At 45.4% G+C, this 13039-nt stretch carries 14 protein-coding genes; 2 read left to right on the top strand and 12 right to left on the bottom strand.

The window, feature by feature from the left end; all coding sequences use genetic code 11:
* Positions 1–61: 61 nt before the first annotated feature.
* The 5 genes from glpX to M3221_RS10345 all read right to left on the bottom strand — a co-directional run bounded on the left by glpX (position 62) and on the right by M3221_RS10345 (position 4630).
* Positions 62–1027 carry a class II fructose-bisphosphatase gene (gene glpX, locus M3221_RS10365; protein ID WP_251271576.1) on the bottom strand — a complete coding sequence of 322 codons (966 nt, stop codon included), beginning with the start codon at positions 1025–1027 and terminating at the stop codon, positions 62–64.
* A 95-nt stretch (positions 1028–1122) separates the two neighbouring features.
* Entirely contained in the window at positions 1123–2409 is a 1287-nt protein-coding gene (locus tag M3221_RS10360; RefSeq protein WP_251271574.1) for a UDP-N-acetylglucosamine 1-carboxyvinyltransferase, read from the bottom strand.
* A 95-nt stretch (positions 2410–2504) separates the two neighbouring features.
* Positions 2505–3152 (bottom strand): fructose-6-phosphate aldolase, encoded by a 648-nt coding sequence (gene fsa / locus M3221_RS10355; RefSeq protein WP_251271572.1) that lies wholly within the window; start codon positions 3150–3152, stop codon positions 2505–2507.
* Positions 3153–3308: 156 nt separating this feature from the next.
* Complete coding sequence (locus M3221_RS10350) at positions 3309–4166, bottom strand: class II fructose-bisphosphate aldolase (protein WP_251271570.1); 858 nt, start codon at positions 4164–4166, stop codon at positions 3309–3311.
* Between the two features lie 101 nt (positions 4167–4267).
* Positions 4268–4630: a response regulator gene (locus M3221_RS10345; RefSeq protein WP_242232740.1), complete on the bottom strand. Its 363-nt coding sequence runs from the start codon at positions 4628–4630 to the stop codon at positions 4268–4270.
* 197 nt (positions 4631–4827) lie between these two features.
* Between M3221_RS10345 and M3221_RS10340 the strand changes: the two genes are divergently transcribed.
* Positions 4828–5334 carry a DUF2529 family protein gene (locus tag M3221_RS10340; protein ID WP_311316132.1) on the top strand — a complete coding sequence of 169 codons (507 nt, stop codon included), beginning with the start codon at positions 4828–4830 and terminating at the stop codon, positions 5332–5334.
* 102 nt (positions 5335–5436) lie between these two features.
* On the opposite strand, the gene M3221_RS10335 is transcribed toward M3221_RS10340, so the two are convergent.
* From M3221_RS10335 to M3221_RS10325, 3 genes are all read right to left on the bottom strand, one after another.
* Positions 5437–7035, bottom strand: coding sequence for a CTP synthase (locus M3221_RS10335; protein WP_251271566.1), 1599 nt, complete (start codon positions 7033–7035; stop codon positions 5437–5439).
* A gap of 163 nt (positions 7036–7198) precedes the next feature.
* Entirely contained in the window at positions 7199–7747 is a 549-nt protein-coding gene (gene rpoE / locus M3221_RS10330) for a DNA-directed RNA polymerase subunit delta (protein ID WP_285879973.1), read from the bottom strand.
* Positions 7748–7844: 97 nt separating this feature from the next.
* Positions 7845–8066, bottom strand: a complete 222-nt coding sequence (locus tag M3221_RS10325; RefSeq protein ID WP_251271562.1) for a hypothetical protein — start codon at positions 8064–8066, stop codon at positions 7845–7847.
* 271 nt (positions 8067–8337) lie between these two features.
* Between M3221_RS10325 and M3221_RS10320 the strand changes: the two genes are divergently transcribed.
* Positions 8338–9285: a YsnF/AvaK domain-containing protein gene (locus M3221_RS10320; protein ID WP_251271560.1), complete on the top strand. Its 948-nt coding sequence runs from the start codon at positions 8338–8340 to the stop codon at positions 9283–9285.
* A 25-nt stretch (positions 9286–9310) separates the two neighbouring features.
* Here M3221_RS10320 and M3221_RS10315 read toward each other — a convergent pair whose 3' ends face one another.
* The 4 genes from M3221_RS10315 to M3221_RS10300 are packed head-to-tail and all read right to left on the bottom strand — an operon-like array spanning position 9311 to position 13031.
* A complete protein-coding gene (locus M3221_RS10315) occupies positions 9311–9958 on the bottom strand; it encodes a TetR/AcrR family transcriptional regulator (RefSeq protein ID WP_251271558.1) in 648 nt (215 codons plus the stop codon).
* A 12-nt stretch (positions 9959–9970) separates the two neighbouring features.
* Positions 9971–11095: an acyl-CoA dehydrogenase gene (locus M3221_RS10310; protein WP_251271556.1), complete on the bottom strand. Its 1125-nt coding sequence runs from the start codon at positions 11093–11095 to the stop codon at positions 9971–9973.
* A complete protein-coding gene (locus M3221_RS10305; protein WP_251271554.1) occupies positions 11092–12165 on the bottom strand; it encodes an acyl-CoA dehydrogenase family protein in 1074 nt (357 codons plus the stop codon). Before M3221_RS10305 ends, M3221_RS10310 begins: the two co-directional genes overlap by 4 nt.
* 14 nt (positions 12166–12179) lie before the next feature.
* The gene (locus tag M3221_RS10300) at positions 12180–13031 is read right to left on the bottom strand and encodes a 3-hydroxybutyryl-CoA dehydrogenase (protein ID WP_251271551.1); all 852 of its coding nucleotides are present in this window, start codon (positions 13029–13031) and stop codon (positions 12180–12182) included.
* Positions 13032–13039: the final 8 nt, after the last annotated feature.

The raw sequence follows: 13039 nt of genomic DNA, 5'->3' as shown, positions 1-13039 counted from the left end.
CAAGTGGGCAAATCAAACAAAACAGCGGAGAACCGGACCGGCTGCACCGCTGTTGGTATGCTTATGGTTTAATAACAAGATTAGGTTTTTTGTGCAAGCTGTGACGTCCATCTACAAAACGGACAGTACCTGATTTGGCACGCATAACGACAGATTGTGTTTCTGCGTACTTACCTTTAAATTGAACACCGCGCAGCAATTCACCGTCTGTTACACCGGTTGCCGCAAAAATAGCGTCGTCGCCGCGGACAAGGTCTTCCATCCGAAGAACTTTATTCACGTCAAGACCCATTCTCATGCATCGTTCAAGCTCAGCATCAGACTGCGGCAGCAAACGTCCTTGAATTTCCCCGCCAAGCGCTTTCAATGCAACAGCAGAAATAACGCCTTCTGGTGCGCCGCCCGAACCAAATAAAATATCAACGCCTGTTTTATCAAACGCTGTATTAATTGCCGCAGCAACATCACCGTCATTAATTAGTTTAATACGAGCGCCGGCTTCGCGCAACTCGGCAATAATATGCTGGTGGCGTTCGCGGTTCAAAACCGTGGCCACCACATCTTCAATATCTTTGTTTTTCGCTTTGGCAACAGCTCTTAGGTTGTCCGTCACAGAGGCGTTAATGTCGATCATACCGACAGCTTCAGGTCCGACGGCAATTTTATCCATGTACATATCAGGCGCATTCAACAGGTTTCCGGCATCTGCTACTGCTAAAACAGCCAGCGCATTCCAGCCGCCGGCTGCGACAATATTTGTTCCTTCAAGAGGATCAACAGCCACATCCACACGTGGCCCATAGCCGTTTCCAAGCTTCTCGCCAATATAAAGCATTGGGGCTTCATCCATTTCGCCTTCACCGATCACGACTGTCCCTTTCATCGGGATCGTATCGAACACATCCCGCATTGCTGATGTTGCTGCACCATCTGCTTCGTCCTTCAGGCCACGGCCCATCCAGCGTGCTGATGCTTGTGCAGCCGCTTCTGTAACGCGGACTAGTTCCATCGATAAACTTCTCTCCATTACTCTCCTGCCTCCCCCTGCGACGAACAAACAACATCATTATGCCACATATTTTTTATATATTGTAACACATTTACCAGTTGTTTCGCTTAATACTATGAACTTTTTATTTCACTGTACTCTTCTTCTGTCATTTCTTCCCGCCAAATATTAGCGCCGAGAGCTGTCAGCTTTTCAGCCAGCTTGCTGTAGCCGCGGTCAATATGCTCGAGACCCGTTACTTCCGTAATGCCATCTGCCATTAAACCGGCTATCACAAGTGCTGCACCAGCGCGCAGATCGCTGGCTTTCACTTTTGCTCCTTGAAGCTGAACAGGACCGTTAATGATGGCAGAGCGTCCTTCCGTTTTCACATTGGCTCCCATACGGCGCAGCTCGTCAATATGCTTGAAACGCGCTGGATAAATCGTATCGGTTACAATAGCCGAACCTGATGCTTTTGTTAAAAGCGACGTGAACGGCTGCTGAAGATCGGTTGCAAACCCCGGATAAACAAGTGTTTTAATATCAACGGTTTTAAGATTCTGGGCTTTTCCAACAAAAATGCGGTCTTCTCCGATTTCAATCGGCACATTCATTTCACGCAGCTTAGCCGTTAGCGACTCCATATGCAGTGGAATAACATTATCGACAATGACGCCTTCTCCTGCCGCTGCTGCCATAATCATAAAAGTACCCGCTTCAATACGGTCCGGAATAATGGAATGACGGCAGCCATGCAGACGCTCTACGCCATCAATACGAATCACGTCCGTGCCGGCTCCTTTAATCTTTGCACCCATATTTGACAGAAGCGTTGCCACATCAATAATTTCCGGCTCTTTTGCCGCGTTTTCGATAATCGTCTGGCCTTTGGCACGAACCGCTGCCAGCATGATATTAATGGTTGCCCCCACACTGACTACATCCAAATAAATTCTGGCACCGCGCAGTTCATTTGCGCGCAAATAAATCGCGCCTTGTTCATTTGTTACTTCGGCACCGAGTGCTTCAAACCCTTTAATATGCTGGTCAATCGGACGAGGGCCGAGATGGCAGCCGCCGGGCAAGCCAATGACCGCTTTATTAAAACGGCCAAGCATAGCACCCATTAAGTAGTAAGAAGCACGGAGCTTTTTGACTTTTCCATTTGGCAGCGGCATAGCAGTCATGTTTGTCGGATCAATTCTCATTTCCCCATCTTCAAACGTAACCTCTCCGCCAACTTCCTCCAAAAGACCTTTTAACATATGAATATCGGATATATCCGGCAATCCATCGATTGTAATCGGAGATTCCGCCAAAATAGCAGCCGGTACAAGGGCAACGGCGCTGTTTTTTGCGCCGTCCACCTTAATTGTGCCTTTTAAAGAATGGCCGCCTTCAATCTTTAACTTTTCCATCATGTTGTACTCCCTTCTTTCTGCGTAAACGGAAAGCGGGAAAGCTTTCTTGGTAATCGTAGTTTAACCGATAAAAATGGTCTCATGTACAATTCTTACTTCGCTTTACGATTTTCCCAATCAGCCAGGAATCCTTCGATACCTTTATCCGTTAACGGGTGTTTAAACAGCTGAGCCAATACTTTGTAAGGAGTTGTCGCAATATGCGCTCCTTTTAGCGCTGCTGCTGTAATATGCTGTGGATGACGGATCGATGCTGCGATAATTTCTGTTTCGATGCCATGGATGGCAAAAATATCTGCAATCGTCTCGATCAACTCAAGTCCATCCTGTCCGATATCATCTAAACGGCCAAGGAATGGTGAAACGTATGTAGCACCGGCACGCGCTGCCATCAACGCCTGGTTAGCGCTGAAAATGAGTGTAACATTTGTTTTAATACCTTCTTTAGCGAACACTGCGACCGCTTTCAAGCCTTCCGGCGTCATTGGTACTTTTACTGTAATGTTTGGCGCAATTTGAGCCAGTTCGCGGCCTTCTTTAATCATGCCTTCTGCATCAAGCGCAATAACTTCTGCACTTACTGAATCTGAAACAAGCTCCGTAATTTCACGAAGACGGTCATGGAATGGAATGGTTTCTTTTGCAACCAATGATGGATTTGTTGTAACGCCGGAGAGAATGCCCCAAGAATGTGCTTCGCGGATTTCATCGATGTTGGCTGTGTCAATAAAGAATTTCATTAAATATTCCCTCTTTTCAGTTCATTTTATAATATAAACAACAACCGCCTATTCGTTAAAAAAGGCGGTTCTTGTCGTTATTTGTTTTGTTATAGGCATGCAGAATCGCTCAAAGGCTAAACTGCGTCATCATGCAGCACCTTTGCTGTAAGCCTCTTACGCTTGGCCTGAAGAACCAAATTCACGCATTTTACCGGCAACTGTCGCTTTAATTGCATCGCGAGCTGGTCCAAGGTATTTACGTGGATCGTACTCTTCTGGTTTTGCAGCAAGTACTTCACGAACTGCTTTTGCAGAAGCGATTTGGTTTTCTGTATTTACGTTGATTTTAGCTGTTCCAAGAGAGATTGATCTTTCGATGTCTTTTGTTGGAATGCCTGTACCGCCGTGAAGAACAAGTGGAAGACCTGTTGCATTTCCGATCGCTTCCATCTCAGCAAAGCCAAGGTTTGGCTCGCCTTTGTAAGGACCGTGAACAGAACCAAGTGCTGGTGCAAGGCAGTCGATGTTTGTGCGTTTTACAAGCTCTTCGCACTCTTGCGGATCTGCATAGATAACACCTTCAGCAACGATATCGTCTTCTTGTCCGCCAACTGTGCCAAGTTCCGCTTCAACTGAAACACCTTTTGAATGTGCATATTCAACAACTTTAGAAGTTGTAGCAACGTTTTCTTCAAATGGATGGTGTGAAGCATCGATCATAACAGATGTAAATCCTGCATCGATCGCTTCTTTACATTTTTCGAAACTTGAACCGTGGTCAAGGTGAATGGCAACAGGTACTGTCGTACCGTAGTCTTCCATTAATCCTTCTACCATTTTCACAACTGTTTTGAATCCGCCCATGTAGCGAGCCGCGCCTTCAGAAACACCAAGGATAACTGGTGATTTTTCTTCTTCAGCTGCTTGAAGAATCGCTTGAGTGAACTCAAGGTTGTTTAGGTTGAATTGGCCTACTGCGTATTTCTTTTCTTTCGCAGTATTTAACATTTCTTTCATTGATACTAATGGCATTTTGTTTCCTCCTCTAAGGGAAATGTTTGCTTCATGAAAAAAACCACATTTGTATCATATCAAATTCGTCTTTTTATTACCAACACAATTTACTTATTCCATTAAAGCGTTAAATGTTCTTTGATGGTTTGGCGGATATCATCAATATCAAATGGTTTCGGAACATGCATAATGGCGCCGATATTCTTTGCTTCCTGAATCATATCCAATTCTCCGTAAGCCGTCATAATAATGGCCCGGATGTTTGGATTTTCTGCCTTCATCCGCTTTAAAATTTCAATACCATCCATACCTGGAATTTTCATATCAAGCAACACTAAATCCGGAACATTTTCTCTCGCCAGCTGAATTGCTTCCGGTCCATTTGCTGCCTGAAGAGTTTGATACCCTTCTTTTTTCAATACTTCATTCAACAAAATTCTGATTCCATATTGATCGTCCACTATAAGAATTGTTGCTGCCATCTTTATCTTCCTCCTAAATATAGCGCCTTCCGTTTTTATCCTTTTGTTTGTTACATTCGACAGAACCCTGCAAATTCCCTTTTTCATTTTACTTGAACAGGATGTTCTGGGTTCTCCGTTGCACACAGGACGTGTGCGTTTTTAGGAGAACTTACTTATAATAAAGAAAACGAAAGAAGTGATTATGGTTGTCCAAAATGTTTACGACGCAGTTGAACGGACTGCTGAAACGGATTAGTGAAAAAGAGGAATTCGCCATCGAAGATGCGGGACGCCTCCTGTCTCAAGGGCTGCTCGGCGAAGGAACTATTTATATGAAGGGATTCGGCGAAATGGCTGCTCTTGAAGCAGAAGCGATTCATGGTGCCGAGCGTCTGCCTGACATCTGCAAGTGGACAGAGGATGCCCGCTTAACCGAAGCAGATCGTGTGCTGATTGCCACCCGCTTTTCCGATGATGCGGAAGCTCTTAGCCTGGCCAAGGAACTGCAAAACGGCAATATCCCGTTCACTGCTATTGCCTCTAAACGGGAAGCAGCGGGCGTTGAGGAAGCAGCAGACGTGTTTATTGATCTGCGCCTGACAAAAGGGCTGCTCCCTGACGAAGAAGGCGGCCGGACAGGATTCCCTTCGTCGATTGCCGGTTTGTACGTTTACTTCCTATTAAAAATGACGATCGAGGAAATGATGGCTGAATATGAGTGACAGTGCCCGGCCAGCTTAAAAAAGGAAAACTTTATTCCTATCGGGTTTCAGTCATTACATATAAAAAAACAGGACCGGCGCAAAAGGCGGTCCTGTTTTTTATTAGCTGTGTTCGATTGAAGCTCGTACGAATTCTCTAAATAACGGCTGTGGACGAGTTGGACGCGACGTAAATTCCGGATGGAATTGCGCAGCGACGAACCACGGATGATCCGCGATTTCTACGATTTCTACAAGACGTCCATCTGGGCTTGTACCGGAGAAAATAAAGCCTTCTTTCTCCATTTGCTCGCGGAATTCATTGTTAAATTCATAACGGTGGCGATGACGCTCGTATACAATTTCCTCATTGTAAGCCGCACGCGCCAGCGTTTCAGGTTTTAATTTACATGCGTAAAGACCTAGGCGAAGTGTGCCTCCAAGATCTTCGATGTCTTTTTGTTCAGGCAGAAGATCAATGATCGGATACGGTGTATTCGGCACAATTTCTGCTGAATGAGCATCTTTTAAGTTCAATACGTTGCGTGCATATTCAATTGATGCAAGCTGCATGCCAAGGCAGATACCGAAAAACGGCACTTTATTTTCACGTGCATAGCGAATCGCAGCCAATTTCCCATCGATACCGCGATCACCAAATCCGCCCGGAACAAGGATGCCTGCTGCACCTTCTAAGCGCTCTGCTGCATTTTCCTCTGTTAATTCAGCGGAGTTCACCCAGTCGATCTCGATATCTGTATCAAATTGATAACCAGCATGCTTAAGAGACTCGGCAACAGAAATGTAAGCATCCTGCAATTCAACATATTTTCCGACAAGGGCAATACGGGCTTTGTTTGGCAGGTTGCGTACTTTATCAACGAGTGCACTCCACTCGGTCATGTCCGCTTCATGGCATTGCATTTTCAACAGGCGGCAAACAAGTTCGTCCATGTTTTGCTTTTGAAGCATAAGCGGCACTGCATAAAGCGTGTCAGCATCTGTCGCTTCAATAACCGCTTCTTTTGCGATATCACAAAACAGTGCAAGCTTATCTTTCATATCCTGTGAAATTGGCATTTCTGTCCGAACGACGATAATATTTGGCTGGATTCCTAAGCTGCGCAGCTCTTTTACGCTATGCTGTGTCGGTTTTGTCTTCATTTCGCCGGCTGCTTTTAAATACGGAATAAGCGTACAATGAATGTACAATACGTTATCCTGGCCAACATCACTTTTAATTTGGCGAATCGCTTCTAAGAAGGGGAGGGATTCAATATCGCCGACCGTACCGCCGATTTCCGTAATGACGACATCCGCACCTGATTCTTTGCCAGCACGGAACACGCGGTCTTTAATTTCATTCGTAATGTGCGGGATTACCTGAACCGTACCGCCAAGATATTCACCGCGGCGTTCTTTGCGAAGAACGGTTGAGTATACTTTCCCTGTTGTGATGTTACTTAATTTTGTTAAGTTAATATCAATAAAGCGCTCGTAGTGACCAAGGTCAAGATCCGTCTCTGCCCCGTCATCTGTAACAAACACTTCACCGTGCTGATACGGGCTCATCGTTCCCGGGTCTACGTTGATGTATGGGTCAAATTTTTGAATGAATACCTTTAACCCACGATTTTTCAATAATCGGCCGAGAGATGCAGCCGTGATTCCTTTTCCAAGAGATGACACAACGCCGCCTGTCACGAAAATATATTTCGTCAAAATGAACGTCCTCCTTCAATGGTTATAATGCTCAAAAAAATACAAAAAACGCCCCACTTACTTCTCAGTAAGAGGAGCGTTATCGACTAAATTCTTCGTCTCGTAAAGAGCCCAAATAACATACTACAATTCACGCATGAAATAGTCAAGAGAAGATTCTGCTTTATTTATCGTCAAGGTCGTACTCGTCCTCGGCGCCTTCTTCTTCTTCAAAGTCTTCTTCTTCATCAAGGTCTTCATCGATATCAACGTCTAAATCTTCTTCTAGATCATCATCTTCTAGATCGTCATCCAGATCAAGATCTTCTTCTTCTTCTTCAAAGTCTTCTTCTTCAAAATCGATCAGATCGTCTTCTTCTTCAAGAATGTCTTCTTCGAAATCATCTTCCACTGCTTTTTTCGCTTTTTTCTTGCGCGTTTTCACTGGTGCATTAGTTGTTTCTTCTTCCAGTTTTTCAACTGGATACCATGCACGAAGCCCCCAGCGGTTTTCACCGAGTGGCAAAAAGCTGCCGTCGATGTTTAAATCTGTGTAAAATTGAACCATACGGCCTTTTACTTCCTGCTCTGAAATTTCCAGATGCTTTTGAATTTCAGACAGTAAATCGTTAAATGCAACCGGCTCCCGCTTATCGGCAAGGATCAAATGCGCCAGTTCAAGAAATGACATTTCCTTTAATTCTTCTTTCGAATGTTGTTGCAAGCTCACCATCCGCACTTCCCTTCTCTATTTGCACGCCCAAAAAAAGAGCAAAAACGTTTTTGGCATATTCTCCATTATAAACAAAAAGAAGGCCTCTACGCTATATTTATGTGATGATTTCTGCTTTTTTTCCTGCAGGAGCGATGGACGGGCTCATTTGCTTCCGTTCGCGGCGTTTTTTCGCTTTCCCTGTTATCTCCTCGTACGCTTTATAGAAGAAGAAAAATGAAAGAAGCAGGAATGGCACAGCACCTAATTGTTTTATGTAAAGCCAATAAGAACCGACCGAAACTGCTGCAACGGTTACACAGATAAGAAGCTGTCTCACACTTCCCCACCCTTTCCTTCGACATTTTCCTACTCTATTATCTCTTCTTACTATAATAGGGATATGTAGGGAATGTAAATTTAATTATAATTATTCCCTTTTTTCTGGAGAAATAAAGCAGTCCCATCCTTATTTTCACCAAAAAAGAAACTTTTAGTACAAATATGCATCATTGTGACCAAATTTGCTTGAAATTGTTTTACCTGCAAAACACCGGGTATACAAAAAACAGAACAGCAAAACATTAAATCTTTCAGGAGGTAACACTATCATGGAAAACAAAAACTTTATTGGCGTATACCACAATGAAACAGATTTATTAGCAAAAATTGATGAGCTTAGAGCAAATGGATATGCAGAAGAAGACATGTATATTACTGTAAAAGATAAAGATGCGGTATCAATGGTAAGGGGACGCACAAATGCTGAAATCGAAACAGCAGGCGGCTCTTGGGGAGATCGCTTTATGTCCTTCTTATCGGGTGTAGATCCAATTCGCGAAGGCTTCCGTAACATGGGTCTTTCTGATGCAGAAGCGGACCGCTACTACAGCGAAATTGAAAATGGCGGCATGCTGCTTTATGTAGACCGTGATTACGGAACCCGTTATGGCAGCGATTATGATCCAAGCAGCACAGTAGGCCTTGCAAATGGAAACAGAGCAGACTTGGATGGCGAAACTTTGGATCCAATCGATTACGATGGGCTTGATTCAACAAGAACTGGCCGTTCAACGACGGGCTTGACGGATACAAACCTAGGCGGCAACGCTACGTTTGATACAGACCGTACTTTAACAGACAACTTGAACGAGGAAGAAAAGCTTCGCCTTCATGAAGAGCGCTTAAATGTAAGCAAAGAGCGTGTGCAAACAGGTGAGGTTCAAGTAGAAAAAGAAGTAGTGGAAGAAGAGCAGGTCATTGACGTACCAGTTGAGCGTGAAGAAGTATATGTAGAGCGCCGTCCAGTAAATGACAGCGATGTGTCTGCATTTGGTGATCGCGCATTTGAAGAAGACACAGAAACAATCCGGGTTCCTGTTACGGAAGAGCGTGTTGAAGTAACAAAAAAACCGGTTGTAACTGAAGAAATCGTTGTCGGTAAACGAAAAGTAGAAGATACCGAAACAGTCCGTGACACTGTGCGCCGTGAAGAAGCGCACATTGACGAAGACGATGATGAAAGACTGCGTTCAGAACGCAAGCGCGGTTTACTATAAATAAAAAAGGCAGCAAAAGCCGTCCTCATTTGAGGGCGGCTTTTATTTCATATCCTTTTACACCCTCAAACAATAAATCTATCTGCAGGTTAATGTATTCCTCCAGCGTAAAATTCTCCTGAAGCATCCAGCGGCGGAATCCCCACATTTGTCCCAGCACAAAAATGTTTTGGGCCAGCATACGAACGTGGTCTTTATCCATATCAAGCACGCCATTATCAACACACCGCTGAATAAGCTTTTCCACCATCCCTGTCATTTCTTCTTCTTTTTCTAATACATATGGAAGGACATCGTTTGAAAGGGATTTTACTTCTTGATACAATACTTGAACTTCATCCTGCATCTCATCAATCACATAAAAGAAGTGGCTGATGCCCAGCTTAAGGTTTTCAAGCGTTCCCTGCTCAAGATCCATTTGCTCGATCCGGCTCTTTACTTGATCATAAATACTGTCGCAAACAAGATACAGCACATCTTCTTTGGTCCGAATGTATTCATACAATGTTCCAATACTGAAGCCGGCTGCTTTTGCAATTTCACGGGTTGTCGTCCGATGAAATCCTTTTTGCTTAAATAATTGCACAGAACCGCGGATCATCTCAGCCCGCCGTTTTTCAATCAGTTGTGTGTCTTTAACCGAAGTAGGCACCGGCCGTTTCGTTCGCTCCATCTTCACACCGCCTTACGTTGATAAAAACCTGGAAATAACAAGACGCTGAATTTCCTGTGTCCCTTCATAAATCTGGGTAATTTTCGCATCGCGCATAAATCGCTCAACCGGATATTCTTTTGTATACCCGTAGCCTCCGAAAATTTGAACAGCTTCTGTCGTTACATACATAGCCGTATCACCAGCCATGAGCTTAGACATAGCCGATGCTTTTCCGTATGGAAGGCCTTCTGACTCCAGCCAGGCTGCTTGATAAGTCAGCAGTCTCGCCGCCTCAACAGAAGTCGCCATATCGGCGAGTTTAAATGAAATCCCCTGGTTCGCCATAATAGGTTTTCCAAACTGCCTGCGCTCTCTTGCATAGGAAAGTGCCGCATCCAGAGCTCCCTGTGCAATCCCGACCGCCTGGGCTGCAATACCGTTGCGGCCGCCATCAAGTGTTTTCATCGCTATTTTAAAACCGCTTCCAATTTCACCTAATACATTTTCTACTGGAACGCGGCAATTGTCAAAGATAACTTCTGTAGTAGGAGATGAACGGATACCCATTTTCTTTTCTTTTTTCCCGATTGAAAATCCGTTAAATTGTTTTTCTACGATAAAAGCAGTCATCCCTTCCTCTGCTTTCGCAAAAACAATATATAAGTCAGCAATGCCCCCATTTGTAATAAAGATCTTAGAGCCATTTAAAACAAAGGAAGCGCCGTCACGATGAGCCGTTGTTTTTATGCTGGCAGCATCCGATCCACTCCCAGGTTCCGTCAGCGCATAAGCACCTATTTTTTCTCCCTGTGCCAGCGGCTTTAAATATTTCTTTTTTTGCTCCTCTGTTCCAAACGCATAAATCGGCCAGCTGGCCAGTGAGGTATGAGCCGACAGGGTAACACCCGTTGAAGCGCATACACGTGAGAGCTCTTCAATGGTCACACAGTAAGCAAGATAGTCACTGCCGATTCCTCCGTATGCTTCCGGCCACGGGATTCCTGTTAAGCCGAGTTCCGCCATTTTGTGAAAAATCCCTGGGTCAAAGCGTTCTTCCTCATCGCGCTTGGCAGCAGACGGTGCAATTTCTTTTTCCGCAAAATCCCGCACCATTTTCCGGATCATGCTGTGCTCTTCTGACAATGTGAAGTTCATCTCCCCATCCCCTTTGCCAAATGCTTGCTGATCACAATTCGCTGAATTTCCGACGTCCCTTCGTAAATCTCTGTTACTTTGGCATCGCGGAAAAACCGTTCTGCCGGCCCGTTTCCGGCAAGCTGGCTGATGCATTGGCTTGTGATAGTGACCGCTGCTTTTGAAGCAAAAAGCTTGGCCATAGACGCTTCCCTTCCGCATATCTGGCCGGCTGCACGCAAACAAGCAGCCCGGTAGACAAGCAGCCTGGCTGCCTCAACCGATACAGCCATGTCAGCCAGCTCTATACCTGCACCGTTTTTCTTTGCATACTCAAAAGCCGCTTCTGCGATGCCGAGCGCCTGCGATGCAATACCAATCCGTCCACCGTCCAAATTAGACATTGCAATGTGAAAGCCTCTTCCTTCTTCTCCAAGTCTGTTTTGGAGCGGCAGACGCATGTCTTCAAAGGTAAGAGCCGTCGTTTTTGACCCGTGAAGACCCATTTTTTTCTCATCCTTGCCAATGAGAAAGCCAGGTATACCTTTTTCGGCTACAAAAGCCGTAATACCGGCTTCCGACCTGGCAAAAATAACATATAAATCCGCTGCTCCGCCGTTTGTGACAAACAGCTTGGAGCCATTTAAAACATAGGCATCTCCATCGCGGCGTGCTGTCGTTTTTAAAGAAGAGGCATCAGAGCCCGACGATGGCTCGGTTAAACAAAAAGCACCGAGCCATTTGCCGGAGGCGAGCTTTGGTATATACGCATTCTTTTGTTCCTCCGTTCCAAAAGCCAGAATAGGGGCTGTGCCGACGGATGTATGAACCGACAAAATCACACCGGCCGCTGCGCTTACTTTTGACAGCTCGTGAACAGCCGTAATATAGGAAACAAAATCAAGCCCGGCACCGCCATATTCTTTCGGTACCGTCAGTCCCATCAGTCCATGCTCTGCCATTTTTTGAACGAGTGCGTACGGAAACTCGCCGGCTTCCATCTGTGGAACAAAGGCTGCCGCTACGTTTTCTGCAAAGTGCCGGGCCGCATCACGCGTTTTTTGCTGAACGTCGGTCAGCTCAAGATTCATCCCTCCCGCCTCCTTTACTCGTATATATAAAACCCGCGCCCTGCTTTTTTACCGACCCAGCCAGCTTTTACATATTTCCGGAGCAGCGGGCATGGCCGGTATTTATCATCGCCAAAGCCTTCATGCAAAATCTCCATCACAGACAAACACGTGTCCAGCCCGATAAAATCCGCCAGCTCAATCGGCCCCATTGGATGATTCATGCCAAGCTTCATGACATCATCAATGGCTTCTTTTGTGGCAGCTCCTTCATAAAGAGCATAAATCGCTTCATTGATCATTGGCATTAAAATCCGGTTGGATACAAACCCTGGAAAGTCATTGACTTCCACAGGTACTTTGCCAATCGTTCTAGCTACTTCCTCTACCTTCTTGTGGACTTCATCCGATGTAGCGAGCCCGCGAACAATTTCAACGAGTCTCATCACCGGCACCGGGTTCATAAAATGCATGCCAATCACGTTTTCCGGCCGATCCGTCGCCGCTGCGATTTCGGTAATCGGCAGAGAAGACGTATTAGAAGCCAAAATAGCATGGTCCTGGACGAGTTCATCCAGCTGCGAGAAAATCTCCCGCTTTACGTTCATATTCTCAACGACAGCTTCAATCACCATATCGGCCTCTGCTGCGTCGCCAAGAGAAGATGAGCCCTCCAGTCTGGACAAAATATCCCCTTTCTCCTCCTCACTCATTCGCCCCTTTACCACTTGGCGGGCCAGATTTTTTTCGATTCTTTTCCGGCCCTCCTCCAAGTTCGCCTGGCTGATATCGTATAAAATCACTTCATAGCCTGCCTGCGCACATACCTGTGCAATGCCTGCTCCCATTTGTCCGGCACCGATCACCATGATTTTTCTTATCTTCACCTGCGCCG

The sequence above is a fragment of the Domibacillus indicus genome, from assembly GCF_023715895.1.
GTDB lineage: Bacteria > Bacillota > Bacilli > Bacillales > Domibacillaceae > Domibacillus > Domibacillus indicus_A.
This window is presented reverse-complemented; position numbering and strand designations above follow the sequence as displayed.